Annotated in this window: 20 protein-coding genes; 7 read left to right on the top strand and 13 right to left on the bottom strand. The window is 72.6% G+C overall.

The window, feature by feature from the left end; genetic code table 11:
- The first annotated feature begins 21 nt into the window (after nt 1-21).
- Complete coding sequence (locus WMF42_RS11410) at nt 22-1,341, top strand: GTP-binding protein (RefSeq protein ID WP_437691911.1); 1,320 nt, start codon at nt 22-24, stop codon at nt 1,339-1,341.
- A 27-nt stretch (nt 1,342-1,368) separates the two neighbouring features.
- On the opposite strand, the gene rodA is transcribed toward WMF42_RS11410, so the two are convergent.
- The 8 genes from rodA to WMF42_RS11370 all read right to left on the bottom strand — a co-directional run bounded on the left by rodA (nt 1,369) and on the right by WMF42_RS11370 (nt 9,900).
- Complete coding sequence (rodA, locus tag WMF42_RS11405) at nt 1,369-2,502, bottom strand: rod shape-determining protein RodA (protein WP_061608175.1); 1,134 nt, start codon at nt 2,500-2,502, stop codon at nt 1,369-1,371.
- Nucleotides 2,499-4,454 (bottom strand): penicillin-binding protein 2, encoded by a 1,956-nt coding sequence (gene mrdA, locus WMF42_RS11400; protein WP_061608176.1) that lies wholly within the window; start codon nt 4,452-4,454, stop codon nt 2,499-2,501. Before mrdA ends, rodA begins: the two co-directional genes overlap by 4 nt.
- The gene (locus WMF42_RS11395; protein WP_061608177.1) at nt 4,451-4,975 is read right to left on the bottom strand and encodes a hypothetical protein; all 525 of its coding nucleotides are present in this window, start codon (nt 4,973-4,975) and stop codon (nt 4,451-4,453) included. Before WMF42_RS11395 ends, mrdA begins: the two co-directional genes overlap by 4 nt.
- A 4-nt stretch (nt 4,976-4,979) precedes the next feature.
- Nucleotides 4,980-5,837 (bottom strand): rod shape-determining protein MreC, encoded by an 858-nt coding sequence (gene mreC, locus WMF42_RS11390; RefSeq protein WP_233561461.1) that lies wholly within the window; start codon nt 5,835-5,837, stop codon nt 4,980-4,982.
- Nucleotides 5,838-5,984: 147 nt separating this feature from the next.
- Nucleotides 5,985-7,019, bottom strand: a complete 1,035-nt coding sequence (locus WMF42_RS11385; protein WP_061608178.1) for a rod shape-determining protein — start codon at nt 7,017-7,019, stop codon at nt 5,985-5,987.
- A gap of 114 nt (nt 7,020-7,133) precedes the next feature.
- Nucleotides 7,134-7,295: a 50S ribosomal protein L33 gene (gene rpmG / locus WMF42_RS11380; protein ID WP_012235039.1), complete on the bottom strand. Its 162-nt coding sequence runs from the start codon at nt 7,293-7,295 to the stop codon at nt 7,134-7,136.
- A 194-nt stretch (nt 7,296-7,489) separates the two neighbouring features.
- Nucleotides 7,490-8,428 (bottom strand): RNA recognition motif domain-containing protein, encoded by a 939-nt coding sequence (locus tag WMF42_RS11375; RefSeq protein WP_437691910.1) that lies wholly within the window; start codon nt 8,426-8,428, stop codon nt 7,490-7,492.
- 515 nt (nt 8,429-8,943) lie between these two features.
- Nucleotides 8,944-9,900 (bottom strand): prolipoprotein diacylglyceryl transferase, encoded by a 957-nt coding sequence (locus WMF42_RS11370; protein WP_061611468.1) that lies wholly within the window; start codon nt 9,898-9,900, stop codon nt 8,944-8,946.
- A 225-nt stretch (nt 9,901-10,125) separates the two neighbouring features.
- Here WMF42_RS11370 and WMF42_RS11365 point away from each other — a divergent pair, with 225 nt between their 5' ends.
- The 5 genes from WMF42_RS11365 to carB all read left to right on the top strand — a co-directional run bounded on the left by WMF42_RS11365 (nt 10,126) and on the right by carB (nt 18,605).
- Nucleotides 10,126-10,665 (top strand): MogA/MoaB family molybdenum cofactor biosynthesis protein, encoded by a 540-nt coding sequence (locus tag WMF42_RS11365; RefSeq protein WP_061611467.1) that lies wholly within the window; start codon nt 10,126-10,128, stop codon nt 10,663-10,665.
- Entirely contained in the window at nt 10,662-11,879 is a 1,218-nt protein-coding gene (locus tag WMF42_RS11360) for a molybdopterin molybdotransferase MoeA (RefSeq protein WP_061611466.1), read from the top strand. Before WMF42_RS11365 ends, WMF42_RS11360 begins: the two co-directional genes overlap by 4 nt.
- 195 nt (nt 11,880-12,074) lie before the next feature.
- A complete protein-coding gene (locus WMF42_RS11355; RefSeq protein ID WP_437691909.1) occupies nt 12,075-13,793 on the top strand; it encodes a carbamoyltransferase family protein in 1,719 nt (572 codons plus the stop codon).
- Between the two features lie 375 nt (nt 13,794-14,168).
- Nucleotides 14,169-15,335, top strand: a complete 1,167-nt coding sequence (carA, locus tag WMF42_RS11350) for a glutamine-hydrolyzing carbamoyl-phosphate synthase small subunit (RefSeq protein ID WP_233562341.1) — start codon at nt 14,169-14,171, stop codon at nt 15,333-15,335.
- A 3-nt stretch (nt 15,336-15,338) separates the two neighbouring features.
- The gene (gene carB / locus WMF42_RS11345) at nt 15,339-18,605 is read left to right on the top strand and encodes a carbamoyl-phosphate synthase (glutamine-hydrolyzing) large subunit (protein WP_061611463.1); all 3,267 of its coding nucleotides are present in this window, start codon (nt 15,339-15,341) and stop codon (nt 18,603-18,605) included.
- 144 nt (nt 18,606-18,749) lie between these two features.
- Here the strand turns inward: carB and WMF42_RS11340 are convergent, their stop codons facing one another.
- Nucleotides 18,750-19,913: a collagen-like protein gene (locus WMF42_RS11340; protein ID WP_437691908.1), complete on the bottom strand. Its 1,164-nt coding sequence runs from the start codon at nt 19,911-19,913 to the stop codon at nt 18,750-18,752.
- 757 nt (nt 19,914-20,670) lie between these two features.
- Here WMF42_RS11340 and WMF42_RS11335 point away from each other — a divergent pair.
- Nucleotides 20,671-20,817, top strand: coding sequence for a TMEM165/GDT1 family protein (locus tag WMF42_RS11335; protein ID WP_199694089.1), 147 nt, complete (start codon nt 20,671-20,673; stop codon nt 20,815-20,817).
- A gap of 138 nt (nt 20,818-20,955) precedes the next feature.
- Here the strand turns inward: WMF42_RS11335 and WMF42_RS11330 are convergent, their stop codons facing one another.
- From WMF42_RS11330 to WMF42_RS11315, 4 genes are all read right to left on the bottom strand, one after another.
- Complete coding sequence (locus WMF42_RS11330; protein WP_437691907.1) at nt 20,956-21,552, bottom strand: HMA2 domain-containing protein; 597 nt, start codon at nt 21,550-21,552, stop codon at nt 20,956-20,958.
- Nucleotides 21,549-21,836, bottom strand: a complete 288-nt coding sequence (locus tag WMF42_RS11325; protein WP_233560930.1) for a hypothetical protein — start codon at nt 21,834-21,836, stop codon at nt 21,549-21,551. Before WMF42_RS11325 ends, WMF42_RS11330 begins: the two co-directional genes overlap by 4 nt.
- Entirely contained in the window at nt 21,833-25,033 is a 3,201-nt protein-coding gene (locus WMF42_RS11320; RefSeq protein ID WP_437691906.1) for a cation-translocating P-type ATPase, read from the bottom strand. Before WMF42_RS11320 ends, WMF42_RS11325 begins: the two co-directional genes overlap by 4 nt.
- Nucleotides 25,034-25,172: 139 nt before the next feature.
- The gene (locus WMF42_RS11315) at nt 25,173-26,270 is read right to left on the bottom strand and encodes a polyprenyl synthetase family protein (RefSeq protein WP_437691905.1); all 1,098 of its coding nucleotides are present in this window, start codon (nt 26,268-26,270) and stop codon (nt 25,173-25,175) included.
- Between the last annotated feature and the right edge of the window lie 196 nt (nt 26,271-26,466).

Here is a 26,466-nt window from a genome sequence, read left to right as displayed (position 1 = left end):
CGTGTATCGTCGCCGCCGCCCATGGCGTCGGTGAACCCACTGTCGCGCGAGCTCGTATTCAAGATCGTCTATTACGGCCCCGGTCTTGGCGGCAAGACGACCACGCTGGAATACCTGCACGCCACGGCGAAGCCGGAGTACCGGGGCAAGCTGGTCTCCCTCGCGACGCCGGTCGACCGGACGCTCTACTTCGACTTCCTGCCGATCCGGCTGCCGCAGCTCCGCGGGATGAACGTGCGCCTCCAGCTCTTCACGGTGCCGGGGCAGGTCTACTTCAACGCGACCCGCAAGCTGGTGCTCACGGGCGCCGACGGCATCGTCTTCGTGAGCGACTCGCAGGCCGTCCGCGCCGACGCGAATCTGGAAAGTCTGGAAAATCTGCGTGACAACCTCGCCGAGCAGGGGCGAGAGCTGCGGCAGGTCCCGCTCATCTTCCAGCACAACAAGCGGGATCTGCCCGATCTCCTCCCGCTGGAGGACCTCGACGCGGTGCTGAACCCGTTCCGCGCCTTCTCGCTGGCCACCTCGGCGAAGACGGGGCTCGGGCTGTACGAGGGGCTGGAGGAGATCAGCGCCGCCGTCCTGCGCGCGTTCGAGAGCCGGCTGCCGGACGCGATGGGGAGCGGCCTCGGCGGGTTCGACGCCATCGAGGGCGGGCTCGTCACGGCCCTACGCGACGCGTCGCCGCCGCCGTCGGTGCCGCTCGACGCGGTGATCTCGCGCCTCGCGCCGCCCAGCAAGCCGTGGTCGACGATGCCCCCGGACTCGACGATCGGCGACCCGAGCGAGGACGAGGCCGCGCTCGGCGCGAGCGCGCCGCCGAGCCTCGGGGCCGCGCAGCGCAGCGCCGGAGCGCCGCGCAGCGCCGGCGTCCGGGAGCCGGCGGGCCGCGAGATACCGTCGTCGCTGCGGCTCGCGGCCCGGAGGCTGGCCGCGTCGGCGGAGGCGCCGGCGACCGCGCGCGCGGACGGCCCGTCCGCGGCGACGAGGCACCTCGCGCAGCCGGGCCTGTCGTTCGTGGCGCTGTGGCCGACCGCCGAGCGCGAGGTGGTCGCGGAGATCGAGGCGGCGATCGCCGCGGAGCGGTACGCCGTGGCGGTCGCGCGCTGCGACGCGATCGTCACGGAGATCTTCGACAGGGCCGCGGAGCTCGCGGGCGCGAGGGAGGCGTCGCGCGACCCCGCGGCCGTGCCGGCGCTGCTCGGCCTCGACGGGCGCCGCTATCTCGGGTTCCGCGCCACGGTCCGGAGGGCCCGCGCCGGCGGCGAGGTCACCGAGCGCGACGCGCTCAAGGCGTTCGCCTTCGTCATCGACGCGCGCCTCGCCGAAAGCGCGGTCTGACGTGGCCGGGGGGCGCGCCCCCCGACCTCACAGCCGCTCGAGCGAGGCGACGCCGGAGTAGCGGCGCATCGACACGCTCATGAGCAACGCGATCGCGACCATCACCGTGGTCACGCTCGATCCGCCGTAGGAGAACAGGGGCAGCGTGACCCCGACGACCGGCAGCACGCCCGACGTCATGCCGAGGTTGATGAGCGCGTGCCAGAAGATGATCGCGGCGCAGCCGACCCCGAGCACCGCGCCGAAGCGGTCCTTGGCCATCGACGCGATGCGGATGCCCCACACGACCAGGAACGCGTAGAGGCACACGAGGATCACGCCCCCGACGAACCCCCACTCCTCGGCGAACACCGGGAACGGGAAGTCGGTGAACTGATCCGGCAGGAAGAGGAACTGGTTCTGGGTGCCCCTCAAGTACCCGTTGCCGAACAGACCGCCGTTGCCGATCGCCACGCGCGAGTGGTGGGCGTGCCAGCCGCGGTGCAGCAGATCCTCCTCGGGGTGGAGGAACACCAGCACGCGGGCGCGCTGATACTCGAGCAGCACGTACTCCCAGATGATCGGGATCGCGATGACGATGGACACGACGAACAGCGCGGCGCTCCGCCACCGCACGCGCGTGACCGCCGCGATCGTGAGGAAGACGAACACGAGGATGAGCGTCGTCCCGAGATCGGGCTGCTTGAGCACGAGGAGCGCGGGGACGGCGGTCAGCGCGGCCGGGATCGCCAGATCGCGCAGGGTGCGGCCCTCGTTGCGCGGGTCGTCGTGCAGGTACTTCGCCAGCGCGATGACCAGGAATATCTTCATGAACTCGCTGGGCTGGAAGCGAAACGCGCCGAACTCGATCCACCGCGCGGAGCCGCGCACGTCGCGCGCGAGCACGAAGACGAGCGCCAGCGAGAAGACGCCGAACGTGTAGAGCACGTACCCGAGGCGCTCCAGGTGCCGGTAGTCGATCGCGATCAGCACGCCGCCGATGATGCCGCCCATGAACAGCCAGTAGACCTGGCTGATGTAGAGCTCCGCGCGCGACCCGGAGTAGACGCTCGTGGCGCTGTAGAGGTTGACGACGCCGAGCAACGCGATCGATACCGCGGCGATGAAGAGCGGCCAGTCGAAGTGGTCGCGATCGCGAGAGAGAGAGTCGCCCCGGATCATGGCGTGCGCCCCGACGCGGCGGGCGCGCGGCCCGCGTTGCTCTTGCCCGCGCGGGGCCCCTCGTTCGGGCCGCCGCGCCGCTCCTTCGCGAGCTCCTGGTACGCGCGGACGACCTCGAAGGCGACCGGCGCCGCGTGCTTGCCGCCGGCGCCGCCGTGCTCGACCAGCACGACCACCGCCACCTCGGGCGCGCGCGCCGGCGCGTAGCCGGCGAACCAGGCGTGCTCACGGTTGAAGTACCAGACCCGCTCGGCCTCGACGCCGCGGGTGAGCCGGTGCGAGACCTGCGCGGTACCGGTCTTGCCGGCCATCTCGACGCCGGCGACGCGCGCCTTGAAGGCCGTGCCGCCCTCCTCGTTCACGCCGGCGACCATCGCCTTGTGCACGAGGGTGAGGTTCTCCGGGCGGATGTCGATCTGGCGGCGGACGCGCGGCGTGAACTCCTGCACGACCGTGCCGGCGCTCGTCTCGACGGCCCGCACGATCTGCGGCTGGTAGAGCGTGCCCCCGTTCGCGAGCGCCGCGTACGCGAGCGCGAGCTGGAGCACCGTGACCGTAGTCGCGCCCTGGCCGATCGCCGCGTTCAGGCCGAAGCCGAGGCGGAACTGGCCCTTGTTCCGGAGCGTCATCCACGCCCGGGTCGGCATCCTGCCGCCCGCCTCGGCGTTGATGCCGAGCCCCGTGCGCGCGCCGAGCCCGTAGCGCTGCCCCATCTCGGCGATGACATCCATGCCGACGCCGTACTCCGCCGCGAGCCGGTAGAAGAAGACGTTGCACGACTCGGCGATCGCCTTCTGCATCGCGACCGGGCCGTGCACGTGCGTGCACCGGAAGGTGCGCTTGCCGAACGTGAGGGCGCCCCGGCAGCGCGTGGACTGGCGCGGATCGATGAGCCCCTTCTCGAGCGCCGCCAGCGCGGTGAACGGCTTGAACGTCGAGCCGGGCGGGTACGCGCCCGAGAGCGTCTTGTCGAGCGCCGGCTTCAGCGGATCGGAGTAGAGCCGGCGGAAGGCGTCGCGGATGACCTGCTTGCCAGAGCCGCCCGAGAGGGCGTTCGGGTTGTAGCCGGGCTTCGAGTAGAGCCCGAGGATCCGCCCGGTGCGCACGTCGATGACCGCGACGCCGCCGGCGAGCTCGCCGCGCATCGCCTTGTCGATCGCCTTCTGGATGTCGGCGTCGAGCGTGAGCCGCAGATCACGCCCGGGGATCGGGTCGACCCGCCGCGGCTCCTCGATGATCCCGTCGCCGCCCGCCCGGCGGCGCCCCTTGGCGTCGACGAGCACCTTCTCCCAGCCGCGCGTGCCGCGGAGGTAGCTCTCCCACGCGCGCTCGATCCCGGTGACGCCGATGCGGTCGCCCTCGATGTAGCCGACGCTCCGGAGCGACGCGAGCCGCTCGGCGTCCACCTCGGCCATGTAGCCGAGGACGTGCGAGCCGACCTCCTCGTAGGGGTAGTAGCGCACCGGGACCGGCACCACGTCGACGCCCGGCAGCTCGGCGTCGTGCGTCGCCAGCGTCGCCACCGCGTCGCGCGAGATGTCCTCCTTCAGCAGGATCTGCTGGCTCTTGCGCGGGCCGTCGTCGGCGCGGATCGCGGTGATGAGCGCCGCGAGCCGGGCGCGCTCCTCGATGCCCACGCCGAGGTACTCGACGAGCTTCGGCCAGGTCGTATCCATGTCGAGCCGCCGCGGGACGACGTACACGTTGTACGAGGGCCGGCTCGCCGCGAGCACCTTGCCGTTCTTGTCCCGGATGATGCCGCGCGTGGTGGCGAGCGTCACCCGACGCACGATGTTCTCCCGGGCGATGGCCTTGTTCTCGTCGGCCTCCAGGATCTGGAGGTAGAACAGGCGCCCGATGAGCACGATGAAGCCGACGACCATACCGAGCGCGATCCACCGGAAGCGCCGGCGGAACTCGCTCACGTCGGAGCGCTGGACGAGCAGGCTCACCGCGGGCTCTCCCCCGGCCGCGGGACGTTGATCGTCGCCTGGTGCACGCGCTCGGCCAGCCGGAAGACGAACGGCGCGAAGATCGCCGTCGACACAGCGTGCGGCGCGACGAGCAGGGCGAGCGCGCGCGGGCGCGCCGCGTCGCCCCCGAAGATGGCGGTGAGGATCACGATGAGCACCCCCTCGACGAGGCCGAAGACGAAGGCCAGCGCGATCTTCGTGAGCAGCGTCTGCGCGGCCAGCCGGACGCCGGCCGCCCGCGACACGACGAAGGTCGCGACGGTGATGAAGGTGAACAGGCCGACCGGCGCGCCGGCGAAGAGATCGAGCAGGTACCCGAGCAGGAACGCGAGCGCGGCGCCGCGCGCGATCGAGTACTCGTGCACCCCCATGAACACGACGAGCGGCAGGAGCAGGCTCGGCGTGGAGCCCGGGATGTTCAGCTTGCCGATCAGCCGGAACAGGTTCGACTGCACGATCAGCAGGGCGGCCCCCATGAACAGGAACGCGGAGTTTCTCATCGCGTCACCTGCGCTGCGCCTGCGGCGGCGTCTCCTCCGGCGGCGTCGTCGTCACGATGAGCACCTCCTCCAGCCGGGAGAAATCGACGGCCGGCGCGACGTACACCTGCTGGTAGATGCCGAAGTCCCGGCGGACGACCTGCGTCACGGTCCCGACCGGGATCCCCTTCGGGAAGCGCCGGCCGACGCCGCTCGTCACGAGGAGGTCGCCGACCTCGATCTCGTCGGTGCGCTGCACGTACTCCACGCTGCACGAGTACTTGGTCTCGTCGCCCGTGCCGCGCACGAAGCCGCGCGCGCCGGTGCGCTCGACGACCACGTCGACGCCGCTGCCGCCGTCGACGACGAGCCGCACGTCGACCGTATCGCCGGCGCTCTTCAGCGTCGTGCCGACAACGCCGTCCGCGGAGAGGACCGGCAGGTTCGAGCCGATGTCCCGCGCCTCGCGATCGAGCGTGACCCGCACCACGCGGAAGAAATCGTTGGTGCTCTTGCCGACGACCTGCGCGCTCACGACGTCCGTGCGGAGGCTCTGGCGCAGGTCGAGCAGCCTGCGCAGGCGCCGGTTCTCCTCCTCGAGCGCCTCGAGCTTGCGCACGCGCTCGCGCAGGCGCGCGATCTGGGAGGCCTGCCTGGCGTTGTCCTCCTTGACGTCGACCAGGTAGATGTAATCGCCCCAGAGGTTCGAGAGGCCGCGCGCCAGCGTCGCGGCCGCGTACTGGATCGGCGCGGCGATGCCGATGATGATCCGGTCGGCCCCCGTGTTCTGCTTGGGGTCACGCATGCTGGCGCGCAGGAACCAGAACGGCACCGCGAGCGCCAGCAGCACGATCACGAAGTCGCGGTAGCGTTTGAGGTTCACGGTGGCTCCCGGACCCAGGTAGTACGAGGCGCCCCGCGAGGCCACCCCTGTCGACGCCGCGCGCGGCGCCCGCGCCGAGGAGGCGCGCGCGGCGCGCCCCACGAGAGCCCCGCCGGCGAGCTCACGGGCGGGGGACGAGACGGAAGATCAGCTGATCGTGACCTCTTTCAAGAGCTCGAGGTGATCGAGCGCCTTGCCGCTGCCGAGCACCACGGCGCTGATCGGGTCGTCGCACACCATCACGGGCAGCCCCGTCTCCTCGCGCAGCAGCACGTCGAGGTTCTTGAGGAGCGAGCCGCCGCCGGTGAGCACGATGCCCTTGTCGACGATGTCGGCCGCGAGCTCCGGCGGCGTGCGCTCCAGGGCGATGAGCACGGCGTCCACGATCGCGTTCGTCGGCTCGCTCAGCGAGTCGCGGATCTCGTCGGAGTTGACCACGACCGTCTTGGGGATGCCCGCGACCATGTCGCGCCCCTTGACCTCCATCGTGAGCTGCTGCTCGAGCGGGTACGCGTTGCCGACCGTGATCTTGATGCGCTCCGCCGTCTGCTCGCCGATGGCCATGTTGTACTTGCGCTTCATGTAGGCCATGATCGACTCGTCCATCTTGTCGCCGCCGACGCGGACGCTCTGCGAGTAGACGATGCCGGCGAGGGAGATCACGGCGACCTCGGTCGTGCCGCCGCCGATGTCGACGACCATGTTGCCGCTCGGCTCGGTGATCGGCAGCCCGGCGCCGATCGCCGCCGCCATGGGCTCCTCGATCAGGTAGACCTCGCGCGCGCCGGCGCCCTCGGCGCTCTCCTTCACGGCCCGCTTCTCGACCTCGGTGATGCCGAACGGGACGCAGATGATGATGCGCGGCTTGACGAGCGTGCGGCGGGTGTGCGCGCGCGCGATGAAATACCGGAGCATCGCCTCGGTGATCTCGAAGTCGGCGATGACGCCGTCGCGCAGCGGCCTCACCGCCTGGATGTTGCCGGGGGTACGCCCGAGCATCTCCTTCGCCTCGCGGCCGACGGCAAGCACCTTCTTGCCGCCGCGAGCATCGCGCTGCACGGCGACCACCGAGGGCTCGCACGACACGATCCCCTTGCCCTTCACGTAGATGAGCGTGGTGGCGGTGCCGAGATCGATCGCGAGATCGTTCGAGAACAGGCCGAAGAGCCAGTCGAAGATCATCGCTGCGTCCTAGAGATGAACAAGGTTAAGCCGAGCACCGTGAGGTGCGCAGGCGCCTGACCCGGGGCCCGCACGCGCAGGCCCCGGCGGCAGCAGCCAGCGGCGCAACGTGGCCTAGCCCTTAGAGATCTTGCCCTCTTTGTGCTCGGTGTGCTTGCGCTCGGTCGGGCAGAACTTCTTGATGACGAACTTGTCCGTCATCGTCCGCTTGTTCTTCGTCGTGTGGTAATTCGCGCGGCCGCAGTTGCCGCACGTGAGCTTGATGATGTCGCGCATCGGAGGTCTCCGAGGACAGGGCCGGCCTGTTTCCACAGACGGCCCTGGTTGAACCTGGACGCGGGCAGCACACGAAGCGCTGACACCGCAACCGAAGGGGCCCCAGAGGACGTGATCGAGGTCAGCGACGCCCGACCGCCCGTCCGGAGGGCGCCTACCCTACGGGAAACGGTGCAGTTGTCAACCGGGAGAGCTCATTCGTCGTCCCAGTCGTCACCGGTGCGGCCGGTATCCCATTTCTTGTTGTTGCTGCGACGACCGGCGCCTCCGGCACCACCGCCACCGCCGGGAGGGCCGTCGCCGTCGTGAGCGCCGCGCCGCCGGCGATCGTCGAAGGTCTTGCGCGCAGGGGGCGGAGGCGCGCCGCCGCCAGCCCCACCACCACCGAAGCCGCCGCCGCCGCCAGCGAAGCCGCCGCCACCGCCACCGCCGAAGCCGCCGCCGCCGCCGGCGAAGCCGCCGCCACCACCGCCGAAGCCGCCGCCGCCACCGGCGAAGCCGCCCGGGCGCTCCGCCGGTCGCTCGCCCTTCGGGTGAGCGAGGTTGACGACCAGCCGCCGGCCGCGCACGTCGGCGCCGCGCAGCGCATCGATCGCGGCGCGCGCCGCCTCGGCGCTGGCCATCGTCACGAAGCCGAACCCGCGCTTGCGACCATCAGGATCCATGGGGAGGTGGACCCGCACCACCGGACCGGCGCCCGTCGCTCCGATGAGCCCCTCGACCTCCTCGACGCTCGCGTCGTAGGGGAGGTTGCCGACGTAGAGGGTGCGATCCGGCGCCGCGGCTGCCCCGCCGCCCATACCGCCGCCTGGACCGCCAGGACCGCCGCCTGGACCCCCGCCAGGGCCCATCGGGCGCCCCTCGCGCCGCGGCGGCTCCGCCTGGAAGGGCCGGACCGAGATCGACTTCCCGCCCTGAAATGAGCCGTCGAGCGACTCGCGCGCGGCGTTGGCTTCGCCGGTCGTCGAGAGCGTGACGAAGCCGAACCCGCGCGGACGACCTGTCGCGCGATCTTTCGGAAGACTGACCTCGACGACGTTGCCGCCGGTGGCCTCGAAGAGCTGCCGCAAAACGTCTTCGGTGATGGAGTCGGGCAAGCCCGCCACGAACAACTTACGCGAATCTTCAGCCATTGTAGAAAAACCTGGGGTTGGCCCCTGCGTTCCCTCTTTTTTGGTCCACTCGCTCCGTGATCGACGTCGATGATGCGGAGCTTCTCGCGAGCGCGCCTCGATCGACCCCTCCTTCGGCGGAAGGAGCAACCGAGCTCAATCGAGCGAAGGTCGGCGGGCCGACCCTCTGGTGCAAACTCCACCCCACGATATCTAGTGCCCCAGGCGCGTCAAGGGACCCGCCGCGGGCGAGCGAGCCAAATGCAGGCCCTGACGGAGCGGTCCCGACCCCCGCGCCCCGAGGTGCGGGTCCGCCGGGCGGGGGTCTCAGGGGGTCTCAGCGCATACCGCCCCGCCGCCTCCGTCGCAGGCGGGCAGCGCGAAACCACGGTCAAACAGCGCGAAACCCCGCTCGGGAGGCAAGGACGGAGTGGTCCAGCGGTGACCGGCTCATCAGGTCATTACCTGATGTCGAACTACCCGACACGACGGCGGGACGACGACGCCCCGACTCCGGAAAACCCGGCAGGGGCGGGCTACCGTCCGGCCCGGGCGCGAGGCGCACGCGGCTCATCGGCCTCGTCGTCCGTGTCGTCGTCCGCATCGTCATCCGCGACGCGCGGACCGCCGCTGAGCGGACCCGCCCCGGCGCTCGACGCCTCGCCGCGCGCCGCCATCCTCAGGAAATACAGGCCCACCGCGAGCAGCCCGAAGCAGGCCCACTGCGCAGGGGTGAGGCCGCCATATCGCGGATCGCCGCCGAGCAGCGTGCCCTCGCGCTCGCGCAGGAAGTCGAGGCCGAACCGCACCGGAGCGTACGCGGTGCACATCACGCCGGTGTAGAACCCGAGCGGGCGATGGGGGTTCCTGCGCCAGAGCACCGCGAACGCGATCGCGAGCGGGATCGTGAGCAAGCACTCGTAGAGGCCGAGATCGAACCGGCCGACGTGCCCGTTCCCGAGCGGATATTGAACCGCGAACCACGCGTCGGAGAGGCGGCCCGGGTGATCGTGGACCGACGCGCAGCCGGCGCGCCCGAACACCCACGCGAGCGGGAAAGCGCTGTTCACGACCTCGCAGTACGGCAGGATCTTCTCGCGGCGATAGAAGCGCCACGAGGCAGCGCCGATCAGGGCGCCGGTGAAGCCGCCGAAGCTCGACAGGCCGTCCCAGAGCGCGAAGAGGTAGAGCGGATCGCGCGCGACCCGCTGCGGGTGATAGAAGATCGCGTCGAAGACGTGTCCGCCGATGAAGCCGGCCGCCACGACCCAGAAGATGAACTCGCTCATCTTCTTCTCGTCCAGCCGCCGCTCGCGCGCGTGCCGCGTGGCGACCACGGCGCCGATGTAAACGCCGAGCGCCACCAGCGTGCCGAACGGCTTGATCGAGGGCGGCTTGGCCGGATCGATGAACTGGCCCACGATCGGGATGTGCTCCAGGAACGAGAGCGGGATCTCGGGGAGCTGGATGTAAGGGATCAGGGGGCCGGACACGCCGCTCCCCTAGCGCAGCGGCGGCGCGAAAGCCATCCACCGTCGAGGGCAGCCGCGCTGATCCCGAGGTCGCGGCGCGCCGCTGACGCGTGACCGCGGCCCGCGCGGGCGAGCGCGAGGCCGCGCGCGCCCGATCGGACGCCGCGCAGGCAGGCCAGGCCGCGCGGCCGGGCCGGCGTCATCAAGTGTTCGCCAACGGCCGGCGAGCGGCGTAGATCTCGCCGCATGAGCCGCTCCACCGTGCGCGTCGCCACGCTGACGCTCAGTGATACCCGCACCCTCGACGACGACGAGGGAGGAAAGCTCCTCGGCGCGCTCCTGACGAGCGCCGGCTTCGACGTGACGTCCCACGCCGTCCTGCGCGAGGAGCCCGAGCTCCTGCGCGCGGCGATCGAGCAGATCGCGAGCGCAGGATCGGCCGACGCGATCGTCACCACCGGCGGCACGGGGATCGCGCCGCGCGACAGGACCTTCGAGGCGCTGGCGCCGCTGTTCGAGAAGACGCTCGACGGCTTCGGCGAGGCGTTCCGGCGCCTGAGCTGGGACGCCATCGGGCCGAACGCCATCCTGTCGCGCGCGGCCGCGGGCGTCGTGCGCGGGCTCGTCGTGATCGCGCTGCCGGGCAGCCCGAAAGCGGTGGAGCTCGCCGTGACACAGCTCATCGGCCCCGTCCTCGCGCACGCGGTCGCGCTCGCGTCCGGCAAAGGCGGCCACCACCACCGACACGCGCAGGAGCACGCGCAGGAAAGGGAGCAACGCGGATGATCCCCTTCGAAGAGGCGCTCGCGCGGCTGCTCGCGACCGCGGTCCCTGTCGGCCCGGAGCGGGTGTCGCTCGACGACGCGGCCGGGCGCGTGCTCGCCGAGGACATCGCGGCGGCCGACGCGATGCCCGCGTTCGATTACAGCGCGATGGACGGCTACGCCGTGGCATCGGCCGATCTCGCGGGCAGCGGGCCCTTCACGCTCCCCGTGCGCGGCGAGAGCGCGGCCGGCCGGCCGCTGCCGGCGCTCGACCCGGGAACGGCGTGCCGGATCTTCACCGGCGCGCGATTGCCGCCCGGCTCGGACGCAATCGTGCCCCAGGAGGACGCGGCGCGGAGCGGCGACGAGATCACCGTGAGGGAGGCGCCGCGCGCGGGCGCCTGGGTGCGGCGCAGGGGCGCGGATCTCGCGCAGGGCGCCGTCGCGCTGCGCCGAGGCGCGCGCCTCACGCCGGGGAAGGTCGCGCTCGCGGCCGCGCTCGATCGCCCGACCGTGCTCGTCGCGCGCCGGCCCGTGGTCACGCTGCTTTGCTCCGGCGACGAGCTGCGCGCGCCCGGCTCGCCCGGCCCCGCCGGCACGGTCGCGGAGTCGAACAGCTACTTCGTGGCCGCGACAGCGCGCGCGGCGGGCGCGGCGGTCCGCATCGCCCCGTTCGTCCCGGACGACGCGGCGCGCGCCGCAGAGGCGGTGTCGACGGCGCTGCGCGGGTCGGATCTCGTGGTGACCGTCGGGGGCGTGAGCGTCGGCGACCACGATGTGGTCCGGCCTGCCCTCGAGGCCGCGGGCGTGACGCTCGACTTCTGGCGCGTCGCGATCAAGCCGGGCAAGCCGCTCGCGGTGGGCCGCGCCGAGCTCGCGCGGGGCGGCGCGGTGCACGTGCTCGGCTTGCCGGGCAACCCGGCCTCCGCCTCGCTCACGTTCGTCCTCTTCGGCGTGCCGCTGCTCCGCGCGCTCCAGGACGACGCGGCGCCGCTGCCGCCGCGCGTGGTCGTCCGCGCGGCGGGCTCGCTGCGGCGCCAGACAGGGCGCGCCGAGTTCCTCCGCGCCCGCCTCGAGATCTCCGGCGGCGAGCTCGTCGCGCGCGTCTCCGCGAACCAGGCGTCCGGCGCGGTCACGAGCTTCGCCGAGGCCGACGCGCTGATCCTCGTGCCGGCCGATCAGGATCGCATCGACGAGGGCGATCGACTCCAGGCCATCCGCCTCGCCGAGATCTGACCGCGCGCACGCGCGTTCACACGCGCACGCGCGTTCGCACGGCCTCGTTGCCTTGCGGAGCAGCGCGCGGTTTTATCTCACGAACGCAGCTTTGATCGTGGGTCAGCGCGTCATGCGGGATGGCCGATGACGCGCGGCGCGCGCGCGTGGGCTCGCCTTGACCCTCGCGCGCGGGCACCAGAAGATGGCCTTCGCATGCTCATCCTCGGGATCAACGCCTACCACGGTGATGCGTCGGCCGCGCTGCTCGTCGACGGGCAGCTCGTCGCGGCGGCGGAGGAGGAGCGGTTCAGCAGGATCAAGCACTGCGCGGGGTTCCCGCGGCTCGCTGTCGAGTACTGCCTCAGCGCCGCCGGCGCGCGCGTCGAGGACATCGACCACATCGCGATCGGCCGCGACACGAGGGCGCACCTCGGCGACAAGCTCCTCTACGCGCTGACGCGGCGCTCCCCCGCCGGGATCCTCAAGGGGTCCTTCAGCGCGAGCGACCCGAAGGTGCACCTCGGCGCCGCGCTCGGCATCGACCCGAAGCGCATCCGCGCCGCGTCGCACAGCGTCGAGCACCACCGCGCGCACCTCGCGTCGGCGTTCTTCCCCTCGGGCTTCGACGACGCGGCGGTCGTGTCGGTCGACGCCTTCGGCGACTTCGTCAGCACGATGTGGGCGCGCGGCCGCGGCAACAAGCTGGAGATCCTCCGGCACGTCGGCTTCCCGCACTCGCTCGGGCTGTTCTACTCGGCGCTGACGCAGTACCTCGGGTTCCCCAAGTTCGGCGACGAGTACAAGGTCATGGGGCTGGCGGCCCACGGCCAGCCCGAGCTGCTCGACAAGCTCCGGCAGGTCGTGCGCGTCAAGGACGGGGCCTTCGAGCTCGGGCTCGAGTACTTCCAGCACCACACGAAGGGCATCGCGATGACGTGGGAGGGCGAGCCCCGCTACGGCGCCATCCACTCCGAGCGCCTGATCGACCTGCTCGGCCCCGCCCGCAGCCCCAAGAGCCGGATGGAGGACCGCTTCAAGGCGGTCGCCGCGTCGACGCAGGCGGTGTTCGAGGAGGTCTTCTTCGAGCTGCTCGCGACGGCGAAGCACCTCACCGGCTCGCCGCGGCTCGCGCTCGCGGGCGGCTGCGCCTACAACTGCGTGGCCGCCGGGAAGATCCGGCCGAAGGGGCTGTTCGACGACGTCTTCATCCAGCCCGCGGCCGGCGACGCCGGCACCTCGTTCGGCGCGGCGCTCCACGTCTACCACCACGAGCTCGACAACCCCCGCCGCTCCCAGCAGACGCACAGCTACTTCGGCCCGGCGTTCTCGCAGGAGGCGATCGAGGAGCTGCTCCGGCAGGAGCAGGTCGCGTTCGAGACCCTCCCCGACGAGGAGCTGATCCCCCGCGTCGCCAGGGCGCTCGGCGACGGCAAGGTGGTCGGCTGGTTCCAGGGGCGGATGGAGTTCGGCCCGCGCGCGCTCGGCAACCGCAGCATCCTCTGCGACCCGCGGCGGCAGGACACCAAGGACATCATGAACGAGCGGATCAAGCGCCGCGAGATGTTCCGCCCGTTCGCGCCGGCGCTGCCCCTCGAGCGCGTGGGCGACTACTTCGAGCAGACCTCGCCCGACCCGTTCATGGTCAAGGTCTCCAGGATCAAGCCCGAGCGCCGCGCCGAGATCCCCGCCGTGACCCACGTCGACGGCACCGGCCGGCTCCAGACGGTCACCGCCCAGGAGAACCCGCGCTACCACGCGCTCCTCCACGAGTTCGGCCGGCTGACCGGAACGCCCGTCCTCCTGAACACCTCGTTCAACGCGAGCGAGCCGATCGTTTGCACCCCAAAAGAAGCGCTCGACTGCTTCCTCCGGACGAAGATGGACGTGCTCGTCCTCGAGCGGGCGTACCTCGAGCGCGCGCAGATCGCCTAGGAGGCGCGGCGCGGCGCGGCGCCGCGCCGCGCGGGCCGGCGAGCTCGTGAAAATCACTGCGGAAACGGCCGGGAAAGCTCAGGCGATAATTCCTGGTTGACGTGGAGCGAGGGGACGGCAAATGGGCGTCCCCGGCATGTGGAAGAACGGGACGGCGGGCGCCATGCCCACCTCGACGGAATGCCGGAGCGAGCGGGTCCGGCATCCAGAGGTGCTTGAACGCCCAGCCTCGAGCATGATGCCGGCCCGCCGCGCGTCGCGCGCGCGGACCTGGTCACCCACGGGCCCACGGCGCGCCACGCGCCCGAGGCCCCCCCTGCGTAACGGTCCGCGCCGCGGCGGCCCAGGCGGTCAATGAGGATGGATGCGAATCGGATGAAGCTCGTACTCGAAGACGGCACGACCATGACGGGCCGGTGCTTCGGCGCCCCGCGCGCGGTGAGCGGCGAGGTCGTCTTCAACACCGGCATGACGGGGTACGTCGAGACGCTCACGGATCCCTCGTACAGAGGCCAGATCCTCGCGATCACGTACCCGCTCGTGGGCAACTACGGCGTGCCCGCGCCGCGGCAGGCAGGCAGCGTCGACGGGCCCTACGAGGCCGATCGGATCCAGGTGCAGGGGCTCGTGGTGCAGAGCTACGTCGAGCGCTACAGCCACCACGCCGCGGTCCGCTCCCTCGGCGCCTGGCTCGCCAGCGAGGGGATCCCGGCGATCACGGGGATCGACACGCGCACGCTCACGCGGCGGCTCCGCGAGGCCGGCACCATGAAGGGCTGGCTGTTCCCGGCCGAGATGGACCTGGAGCGGGTGAAGCGCTCGGCCGAGGCCGTGGACATGCGCGAGGAGGTGTTCCGCCTCGTGTCGCCCCGCGAGCCGATCACGTACGAGGGCGGCCCCCTGAAGGTGCTGCTGATCGACGCGGGCGCGAAGGACAACATCGTCCGCTCGCTCCTCCAGCGCGGGGTCACCGTCATCCGCGCGCCCTTCCACGCGCCCATCGCCGAGCTCGCCGAGGCCGCCGACGGCGTCCTCATCGGCAACGGCCCCGGCGACCCCAAGGACCTCGGCCAGCTCGTCGCCGCGGTGCGCGGCCTGCTCGGGACGTACACCAAGCCGATCTTCGGCATCTGCCTCGGCAACCAGATCCTGGCGCTCGCGGCCGGCGGCGACACCTACAAGCTGCCGTACGGCCACCGCGGCGTGAACCAGCCGGTGCAGGACCTCCTGAGCCGCCGCTGTTACGTCACGAGCCAGAACCACGGGTACGCGGTGAAGCACGAGTCGCTCCCCCCCGAGTGGGAGCCGTGGTTCATCAACATCAACGACGGCACCAACGAGGGCATCCGCTCTCGGCTGCGCCCCTTCTTCAGCGTCCAGTTCCACCCCGAGGCGACGCCCGGACCCGAGGACGCCGGGTACCTCTTCGACGACTTCCTGCGCCTCTGCGGCGCGATGAAGGGGTCGGCCGACTCGCGATTCAAGACAGCAGGGACCGCCAGCGCGGAGCCCCGCGCCACCTCCACCGCAGGAAGGAGCTGAGCCATGTACGGCGCCTATCTCCCCAAGAAACCCCGGCGCGTCCTCGTGCTCGGCTCCGGCGCGCTCCAGATCGGTCAGGCCGGCGAGTTCGACTACTCGGGGTCGCAGGCGATCAAGGCCCTCAAGGAAGAGGGGATCGCCACCGTCCTCGTGAACCCCAATATCGCCACCATCCAGACGAGCGAGGGGCTCGCCGATCGCATCCACCTCTGCGCTGTCACGCCGGAGTTCGTCGAGCGGATCATCGTGAAAGAAGAGGTCGACGCGATCGCCCTCTCCTTCGGCGGCCAGACGGCGCTCAACTGCGGGCTCGAGCTCCACGACGCAGGGATCCTCGACAAGTACGGCGTGCGGGTGCTCGGGACGCCGATCAAGGCGATCCGCGACACCGAGGACCGGCGCCTCTTCATCGACCGGCTCGACGAGATCGGCGTGAAGACGGCCCGGAGCCGCGCCTGCCGCACCCCGGCCGAGGCGGTGGCCGCGGCGCGCGAGATCGGCTTCCCGGTCATGCTCCGCGGCGGCTACGCGCTCGGCGGCAAGGGCAGCGGCATCGTCGAGAGCGAGCGCGACCTCGACGACGCCGTGCGGCGCGGCTTCGCCGGCGGCGTGCCCCAGGTGCTCGTCGAGGAGTGCCTCCGCGGCTGGAAGGAGATCGAATACGAGGTCGTCCGCGACGGGCGCGACAACTGCATCACCGTCTGCAACATGGAGAACCTCGATCCGATGGGGATCCATACCGGGGAGTCGATCGTCGTCGCCCCGTCGCAGACGCTGAACGACGAGGAGTACCAGCTCCTCCGCTCCGTGGCGCTGAAGACGATCCGCCACCTCGGCATCGTGGGCGAGTGCAACATCCAGTATGCGCTCGACCCGCACAGCACCGATTACCGGGTCATCGAGGTGAACGCGCGCCTCTCCCGGTCGAGCGCCCTCGCCAGCAAGGCGACCGGCTACCCGCTCGCCTACGTCGCCGCGAAGATCGCCGTCGGCTACACGATGCCGGAGATCGCCAACGCGATCACCCGCAGGACGACCGCGTTCTTCGAGCCGGCGCTCGACTACCTCGTCTGCAAGGTGCCGCGCTGGGATCTCGGCAAGTTCCGTGGCGCCTCGATGCGGATCGGCAGCGAGATGAAGAGCGTCGGCGAGGTCATGGCCATCGGCAGGACGTTCCCCGAGGTCATCCAGAAGGCGCTCCGGATGCTCGACATCGGGGTGAAGGGGCTCGACCCGGAGGCGTTCAACTTCGAGGACCTCCGCGACGAGCTGCAGAACGCGACCCCGCTCCGGATCTTCGCTGTCGCCCGCGCGCTCCAGGACGGGATGTCGGTCGACGAGATCCACGATCTCACGAAGATCGACCGGTGGTTCCTGAACCAGATCGAGCCGATCGTGCGGGTGCACCGGGACCTGAAGGGGCTCAAGGTCGCCGTCCCGGCGCAGGCCGACAGGCCGGCGCAGGAGCCCGCGATCGACGAGGCGACGCTCCGGGAGGCCAAGCAGCTCGGCTTCAGCGACCGGATGATCGGCACGCTGACCGGCGCGGCGCGCGGCTCGATCCGCGAGCTGAGGAAGCGGCACGGCGTCGTGCCGCACCTCGCCCAGATCGACACGCTCGCGGCCGAGTTCCCCGCCGAGACGAACTACCTCTATTCGAGCTACCACGCGTCGGCCACGGACGTGGCGCCGTCGTGGCGCAAGAAGATCATGGTGCTCGGCTCCGGCGCTTACCGCATCGGATCGAGCGTCGAGTTCGACTGGTGCTGCGTCAACGCGATCCGCGCGGCCTCGGAGCTCGGCTACGAGACCATGATGCTGAACTACAACCCGGAGACGGTCAGCACCGACTACGACACCTGCGACAAGCTGGTGTTCGACGAGATCAGCCTCGAGACGGTGCTCGACATCTACGAGCGGGAGCAGCCCTACGGCATCGTGGTGAGCATGGGCGGCCAGGTCCCGAACAACCTGGCGCTGCGGCTGCACCAGGCGGGGGCCCGCATCCTCGGCACGAGCGCGGGGAGCATCGACGCCGCCGAGGACCGGAAGAAGTTCAGCGATCTCCTCGACCGGCTCGAGATCGATCAGCCGCTCTGGGCCCACGTGACCGACGCGGGCGAGGCGGGCGAGATCGTGAGCAAGCTCGGGGGCTTCCCCGTGCTCGTGCGGCCGAGCTACGTGCTGAGCGGCGCGGCCATGAGCGTGGCGCACGAGCCCAACGAGCTCGATCGCATCCTCGCCCGGGCCAAGGCCGTCTCTCCCGTCTACCCCGTGGTCGTCTCGAAGTTCGAGACCCACGCCCGCGAGGTGGAGATCGACGCGGTCGCCGACCGCGGGGAGATCGTCCTCTGGGCGATCAGCGAGCACGTCGAGAACGCCGGCGTCCACAGCGGCGACGCGACGCTCGTCCTGCCCCCGCAGTCGCTCTACATCGCGACGATCCGCAGGATCAAGCAGATCGCCCAGCAGGTGGCGCGGTCGCTCTCGATCACCGGGCCGTTCAACATGCAGTTCCTGGCCAAGCACAACACGGTGAAGGTGATCGAGTGCAACCTGCGCGCGTCCCGGAGCTTCCCGTTCGTGTCCAAGGTCACGGGGAACAACTTCGTCCGGGAGGCGATGCGCAGGATGCTGGGCGTGTCGCAGCCGGTCGAGAACCGCGGGCTCGACCTCGATTACGTGGGCGTGAAGGCGCCGATGTTCTCGTTCTCGCGCCTCGTGGGGGCCGATCCGATGCTGGGCGTGGAGATGGCGAGCACCGGCGAGGTCGGCTGCTTCGGGGACGACATGCACGAGGCGCTGCTCCACGCGCTGCTCGCGACCGGCTTCCGGTTCCCGAAGAAGGGCGTGCTGCTGTCGCTCGGCCCGCTCGAGGACAAGTACTGGTTCGCCGACGAGGCGCGCATCATCGCCGAGCACCTCAAGCTCCCCATCTTCGCGACGCCCGGCACGGCCGAGGCGCTGCGGGCGCTCGGGCTCGCGTGCACGACCCTCGCGAAGCAGCCCGATGAGGGGGAGACGGCGATGAGCGCGATCGAGCAGGGGAAGGTCGATCTCGTGATCAACATCCCCCGCGAGTACGACCAGCTCGGCCGGCCCGACGGCTACCTGATCCGCCGGCGCGCTGTCGACGCGAACATCCCGCTGATCACGGACCTGCAGCTCGCGCGCGCCGTCATCGGGGCGATGCGCGCGAAGCGCATCGAGGATCTGCGCACCCTCGCCTACGACGAGTACATCGCGCGGAGCCCGGTGGCGCTGCGCTGACGCACGAGCCCGCGCGCCCTCGACAGGGGCGCGCGGGCGCCTCCACGAACAACGAAGCCAGCGCCGGCGTCGCCCCGCGGCCCATGGCGGCAGGCGCGCCCAGCCCGCGGCCGGTGCCGTCAGACCGCTGCGCGGCCGGCGCCGTCAGCCGTCCTTCGTGACGATGAACCAGCCGTTCACGATCGAGCCGGAGCCCATGTCGGAGCCCTGGATCGGGTTGCCGCCGTCATTGCGAAGACACATGCCGATGTTCCACGTTCCCTCGCCCAGCACCGTCGTGGCAGACACGGAGTAGGTGGCGCGCGTCGACGAGAACGGGTGATGCGCGTAGCCGGCCCCGAAGAAATTCACGAGCTCGGCCGTGGTGCCCCCGACCTGCTGGTAGCAGAGGCCCACCATGGCGATCTGCGGAGGAACGGCCGGCGCCAGCCCGAGCGGCGCGGAAGCCGAGCCGGTCACGCGCTGGCGACCCTCGCGGATGGTCACCGAAGCCGGAGGACCGACCCAGCTGTAGACGGAGCTGTTCCCCGTGAAGCTCGTGGCGACGTTGCCCGCCAGCGCGAGGGTCGCCACGACGCCCGACGGCCCGACCGGCCCCTGAGGCCCAGGCGCTCCCTCGGGCCCGGTGGCCCCCGGCGGCCCCTCGGGCCCCCGCTCACCCGCCGGGCCCGCCACGCCAGGCGGCCCCGGCAGCCCCTGGGGCCCCTCGGGCCCAGGAACCCCCTGCGGCCCCTCGGGACCCCGCTCGCCTGGCAGGCCTGGCAGGCCCGGCGGCCCATCGGCCCCCGGCGCCCCGTCACGCCCCGCCGGCCCGGCAATGCCGCTCGAGCTGCCTACCCAGTTGCCGTTCTCGTCGATGACGACCTTGTCGCCGATCTTCACCCGCTTCGGCGTGATCTCACCGATGGCGTTGTTCGCGACCATCGCATAAGGAACGCTCCCGATCGGCGTGCGAGGCTCCATCTCTGGATCGTTCCCGACCGTGATGCCGAGATAGCGAACCGAGCCGTCGAAGACCTTCGCCGCCTGCTCCTCGCTGAACTCGAGCACCGTGGAGAAGTAGCCGTCGTCGAACGTGATCGCGATCGACTCGCTCCAGAGAGGCTCTTCGCCCGCCTCGGCCTCCGCGGAGGCGTAGACGGTGAACGTCACCGGAAGCGCGTTGTCGACAGGAGCGCCGTTGGCCCCGAAGAGCCGCCCCTGATGCGTGATCTGCGTTGGCACCGCGGCGGCCGCGCCGCGCGCGAGGCCGAGTGACGCGGCGAGAAGAACACCAACCGCGAGGAGACGCGGTCCCATCCCGTTCATGGCAAGCTCCCGTTCGCCCCCACCAGACCGCCCTGCATGCGGTAGCTCGGCGAGGTCGTCTTTCCCTGATTCTGAGTCGGCTGACCGAGCGTGAAGACCATGCGATAGCCGGGACTCCTCACGACCTGGCCCGCGCTGACCACATCGCTCGCTGTACGACCCCGGTCCGCGACCTCGAACACCCCACCCTCACCGCCCCCGCCCTGCGCAGCCACCACAGGAGAGCCACCAGCCCCGCCGCCGCCAGCGCCGCCGGATCCCCCGACGCCCACGTCGCTCACCGGCACCCGCGCGCCCTCCGAGCCGCAGCTGCAGCCAGGCGACACGGCGAGCGACGCAACGGTCAGCCCGAGCCACGCAGAAAATTGCAATCGCGCCATCAACGGGTTCCCCTCTGCTTCCGGGGCTCACAATCCGGAACACAAGGTACGCGCACCGGTCGCGAGGTTCAATCTCTATCCAGAGCCACCTCGAGAGATCAGGGCGTATGTCGAGGTCAACGGGCGCGACACGAACATGAAAACGCGCCGGCACGCCCCGGCCACGAGGGGATGTCCAGAGGCGAGATGCACGCCGAGAAACATGTCCTCTCCGGCGGAATACTCTCTCTCCGTCCTTGTTCTCCCTGTGTGTCGTCAGGCGGGCCCGTAGTCCCCCTCCCTGCACGCGTGGAGTCGCCCTCGCCGAGCAGAGGGCTGCGCTCCGGATTGGCCTGACTCGGAGGAGCCTTCCGCCGCGGAGCATGGCTTTCTGGGCCATGGATCTGAAAGTCCTTCTGGCGGCCTTCTGGACGGTGTTCCTTGCCGAGCTCGGCGACAAGACGCACCTCGCCGTCTTCACGCTCGGCGCCGGGGACCGCGCCGCGCGTCGGTGTTCATCGGCGCATCCGCCGCCCTGGTGCTGAGCGCGCTCATCGCTGTCCGCGCTGGCCGGGGTGGTCGACTCGCGCCTGAGCCCGCGCTGGACTCAGGGGCTCGCCGGCGCCGCGCTCATCGTGATGGGCGGCGTCTACCTGGTTGGCGCGCCCCGTCCGGCCGCGCAGCTACAGATCGCCGCCAGGCGGGCACGCCTCGTCGCGCTCGCCGCCCGGCGCGCCGCCGGCAGCGTGGCGCAGCTCCTCCGACACGGCCCCCTGGTTGAACGTCATGAACCACCGGAGCGACCACCAGAGCAGGTTGAACCACGCCGGCGCAGGCATCCGGCGCGTCACGCCGACCTCGGCGAGCCCCGCCGTCGCGAACACGACCGGCAAGAGCGTGCCGAGATCCGCCCGGTAGTCCAGCGCCTCGCGCACGTCCGCGTTGATGCCGGCGAACGCGTGCGCGACAGCGCGGGCGACGCGCGTCGGGCCGGGGTGGGCGTCGGGCAGGGGCGCGGCGAGCGGGCGGCCGTCGTCGCCCCGCGCCTCGCTCACCAGCTCGGCGAGCCGGCCGCGGAGCCGCTCCGGATCGAGCCCGCCCTCGAGGCGCTCGACGATCACCGAGCCCGTGGCCGGGCGGGCCGTCACGACCTCGCAGCCCGGCTCGGCCGCGAGCTTCGCCGCGACGCGCGCGCACGCGCCGCGGTGGCCGGCCAGCGCGGGCGCGCGCAGGCGGACGCGCCGCTCCAGGGCGTGGGCGACGAGCACCGGCGCCCTCATGACGACGGCTCGCCGTGGAGCGCCGAGGCGCCGTTGCTCTTGCGCGGGGCGCGCTCGCGGCGCGCCCCGCCCGCGGCCCGGCGCCGCGCGCGCTCGGCGACCTCGGCCCAGAGATCCTCGGCGTGCTCCCGCTGGCGCTCGACCAGGGCGAGGCCGAGCTTGCCGAGGTGGACCCCCAGCGCCGCGACCTCGACGATCACGGGCCGGAAGTGCTGCTTCTTGCTCATCAGGAGGACGGCGCTGCCGACCCCCAGGGCGAACGACGGCGGATGGAACCTCATCATGCGGTGCCTCCCTCGCGCGCCGCGAATACGCCGCGCGCGCCCTGATCCGCGCGCCCCGCGCGCGCGGCGTCGGCGACGATCACGATGTCGCGGCCGGCGTCCGGGAAGAGCCCGATCCGGCCGCGCAGCAGCGAGGGGAGCGCGCCAGCGGCCACGGCGAGCGCGAGCTCCCCGGCGCGGAGGCGCGTCGCCCCGAGCAGGCCGCCGAGGGTGCGGGAGCCGAGCGCGAGCGCCTGGAGCGCGGCGGTCGCGGCGAGCGCGCGGGGCACGTGCGGGTTGCCCCGGCGGGGGGCGGGCCCCGGCGCGCCATCCTCGGCGCCCGCGCCGTCCTCGGCGCCCGCGCTGTCCGCGGCGCCCGCGCTGTCCGCGGCGCCCGCGCCGTCTTCGGCGCCGGCGCGGCACGCGAGGATGTGGAGGAGCTGCGCTGTCACGAGCGCGGTGAACGCCCGCGTGCCCGCGGCGTCGCGGCCGCCGAGCGCGTACGCAGCGAGCGAGGCGCCGGACATCAGGGCCGCGTCCACGCCCAGCGCGCGGACGTCGCGCGGGCCGAACAGCCGCGCCCGGGGGTCGCGCGGGGGGCGCCGCATGACCCCCGGCTCGGCCGGCTCCAGCGCGAGCGCGAGCGCGGGCGCCACGTCGGTGAGCAGGTTGATCCAGAGGAGCTGCAGCGGCGTGAGCGGCGAGGCGCCGGTCAGGGCGCCGGCCAGCATCGCGAGGACCTCGCTCGCGTTCGTCGCGACGAAGTACGCGATCGCGCGGCGGACGTTGTCGTGCAGCCGCCGGCCCTCGCCGACCGCCTCGGTGAGGCTCGGCAGGTCGTCCTCGGCGAGGACCACGTCGGCCACGGCCCGCGCGATGTCGGTGCCGCGCTTGCCCATGGCCACGCCGACGTCGGACGCCTTGAGCGCGGGGCCGTCGTTCACGCCGTCGCCCGTCATCGCGACGATCTCGCCGCGCCGCTGGAGCGCCCGCACGATCTCGAGCTTGGCCTCGGGCGTGACCCGGCTGTGCACGGCGTCCTCCGAGATGCCGAGCTCGGCGCCGATCGCGCGCGCGGTCCGCTCCTGGTCGCCGGTGAGCATCAGCGTGCGGATGCCCGCGCCGGAGAGCGCCGCGAGCGCCTCCCGCGCGCCGGAGCGCGGCGGATCGCGGAGGCCGACGAGGCCGGCGAGCACGAGCGGGGCGTCGTTGTCGGTGCGGCCGTTCTGCCGCCACGCGAGGGCGAGCACGCGCAGGCCGCGCGAGGCCATCTCCTCGTTGCGCCGGAGCACCTCGCCGCGCGCCCCGCCGAGCGCGTCGCAGCGCGCGACCACCTGCTCGGGCGCGCCCTTCACGAGCTCGATGTGCCCGAGCTCGGGGTGGTCGTGGACGGTCACCATGAACGCGCGCTCCGCCGAGCGGCGCTCCTCGCTCACGCGCCGCGCCGCGAGGCGCCGCGCAGACACGGGGTAGCCGGCCGCGAGCGCGAACTCGACGAGGGCGCGCTCGGTGCCGCTGCCCAGGACGACCTTGCCCACCTCGCTCAGCTCGACGTCGGCGTTGAGCGCGGCGATGCGCGCGAGCGCGTGCACGGGCGCGGCGCCGGCGTCGACCTCGCGCCCGTCCTCGCCGATCAGCGAGACCTCGCGCCGGGGCCCGGCGCCGCCGTCGGCGCGGGCGGCGCCGGCGCGGGCGCGGCCGCCGCGCTCGACGCGCAGGACGCCCTCGCCGGGGAGGAAGATCTCGGCGACCTGCATCCGGTTCTCGGTGAGCGTGCCTGTCTTGTCGGCGCAGACGACGCTCACCGCGCCCAGCGTCTCGGCCGCGGCGAGGCGGCGGATCACGATGCCGCGGCCGAGCAGGCGGCGGCTCGCGAGCGCGAGCGCCGTGGTGCCCACGGCGGGGAGCCCCTCGGGGATGGCCGCGACGCCGAGGGCGACGGCGCTGCGCCCGAGCGCGCGGAGCGGCCGCCGCCGCGCGAGGCCGACCACCACCACCGCCGACGAGCTCGCGAGCGCGAAGGCCGCGAGGCGCCGGCCCATCCAGGCGAGCTCCTGCTCGATCGGCGGGGTGCGCTCGCCCTCGCGGGAGAGCGCGCGCTGGATGTCGCCGAGCGCTGTCCGCCCGCCGGTCGCGACGACGATCGCCGCCCCCTCGCCCGAGGCGATCGTGGTGCCCGCGTAGACCATGCTGCGGCGATCGGCGAGCGGCGCGGCCGCGTCGACCCGCGCCGCGCTCTTCTCGGCGGGCTCGCTCTCGCCGGTCAGCGTGCTCTCGTCGGCGGCGAGGTCGCGCGCCGCGACCACGCGCGCGTCCGCCGCGACCGGCTCGCCGGCGCGCAGCGCGAGCACGTCGCCCGGCACGATCTCCGAGGCGGCGAGCCGCTGCTCGCGGCCGTCGCGCACGACGCGCGCCCACCCGACCTGGAGGTCGCCCCACGCGTGCAGCAGCTCCTCGGCCCGGGACTCGGTGTACGTGCCGACCGCGGCGTTCGCGCCGACGACGAGGAGGACGGCGCCCGCGTCGATCACGTCGCCGAGCGCGAGCGACAGGCCCGCCGCGGCGAGGAGCAGCGCGGTGGGCACTGTAAAAATCTGCTGGGCGAGGATGTCGAGCGACGATCGGGTCGCGACGCCCGCGAGCTCGTTCGGGCCGAGGTCGCGGAGGCGGCGCTGCGCCTCGGCGGCGCCGAGCCCGGCGCGCGGGTCGACGCCGAGGGCACGGGCGACCTCGCGCGCGTCCTCGGCGTGGGCGTCGTGGACCCCGTCCGGCGCTCGCCGCGCGCGGTCGTCGTCCTCGCCCGCCGCGTCGCCGCGGGCGAGCGCGCGGACCGGCCTGCGGCGCCCCGCGCGGACGAGCGCGCCCACGCCCTCGGCCACGGCGCGCGCGGCGCGGCGCGCGGAGGGCGGCGGCGGGGCGCCCGGCTCGGCGTGCGCGCCGAGCACGGCGGCGGCCGCCTCCGCCGCGTCCTCCCGGAGCTGCACGAGCACCCGCCCGGTCCGCGCGCTCGCCCGCGACGACACGACGCCGGGGATCGCGGCGAGATCCCGCTCGATGCGCGCGGCGCGCGCAGGATCCCCGAAGAGCCCGGCGACCTCCGCGCGCACCCGCGCGATCCCGGCGCGCCCGTGCACATCGCGCCCACGCGCGCCGCGGAGCCACCCGGCGACGCGTCCGCCGCGGCGCCCGCCCTCGCCGGGATGCCCGATCCAGCCCATGCCCGAACTCTCCATGATCCTCCGCGCTGGGCCGGAGGCCTCTTCAAAGGTCGAGCCAGCGCCGATGTGCGGGCACGCCACATCGATCAGCCGGGCCGCGCCGGCCGGCGGACCAGCGCGGCGGCGCGCGCGGGCCGCGTCAGCCGTAGCTCTGCTTGAGCAGCTCGATCTCGCGCTCGAGCTCGATCACCGGCGGCGCCCCGCCGACAGCGTCCCGGAGCGCGGCCAGGGCGCCGCCGAGGTGGCGCGCGACGCGGATCCGCCCTGTCGCCTCGACCCGCTCACGGAGCAGCTCGGCGACGGCGCGGAGATCGCGCTCGTCCTCGGCCACGCAGAGCCGCCGCTGCGCCTCGGCGAACGCCCGCGGCTCGGCCACCTCGGCGAGCCACGCCCACGGCCACGTGGCGCGGCGGTGGCGCAGATCCTCGAGCCCCTTGTCGGCGCGCGCCCTGGCGGTGATGCCGCCGAGATCGTCGAGCATCTGCAGCCCCACGCCGACGTCGCGGCAGCACCGCGCGACGCGCCGCACGAGCAGCGCCCCCGCCCGCGCCGCGCGGGCGCCGACGTAGCCGCAGAAGCCCATCAGGCTGCCTGTCTTGAGCCGCGTGATGCTCGCCACCACCCCGGGCACGAGCGGCTGCTCGAGATCCGCGACGCGCACAGTGAGGTCGAGCGCCTGCCCCTCGTGGCAACGCATGAGGGTGCGGCCGAGGCGGCGGTAGAGCGCGAGCCGGGTCGCGGCGCCGAGGGGGGCGCGGCCGAGCAGGTCGAACGCCCAGAAATACATCCAGTTGCCTGTGTTGATGGCGAGCGGCACCCCGCAGACGCGATGGAGCGCCGGCGCGCCGCGACGCGCCGCCGAGTCGTCCTGGACATCGTCGATGATCAGCGAGCCGGCGTGGAGGATCTCCACGAGGAGCGGCAGCTCGTCGGGGAGCTTGCCCGGGTCGCCGCCGCCGAGCGCCCAGCAGAGCGCCACGAGCCGGGCGCGGAAGTCCTTGCCGGGGCGCTGCAGGAAGTCCCGCGCCGGGCCGATCAGCGCCTTGCCCCACAGCGCGCCCGGCAACGCCGACGGGAGCGCGCCGGGCGCCGCGCCGAGCGCCCGCTCGAAGGCGCGGGTCAGGGGCGTCGGCCGCTGGTGCGCCTCCGCTGTGTGGCCGTTGACCCGTCGCTTGTCCTCGGGAGGCTCGTCGAGATGGAGGGTTGCAGGAGGAAGGCTCGACCGCGGCTCGCTCATGGATCCATCGCTCGTGGCGGACCGGGTGACGCGGCGCCGCGCCCGCCTCGCGCGGCGCCGTCGCGCCCGGATGACCGCGCGCGCACAGCATCGATCGCATGAACCCATCGCATGAACCAGGAGCGCCAGCGCCGCCCCCTGCAGCGCGGACGCGCGTTCCGGACGCCGGCGCAGGGCCGCGCGGGGGCGCCGCCGC

It is taken from the genome of Sorangium sp. So ce176 (assembly GCF_051519835.1).
Classification (GTDB): domain Bacteria; phylum Myxococcota_A; class Polyangia; order Polyangiales; family Polyangiaceae; genus Sorangium; species Sorangium cellulosum_G.
This window is presented reverse-complemented; position numbering and strand designations above follow the sequence as displayed.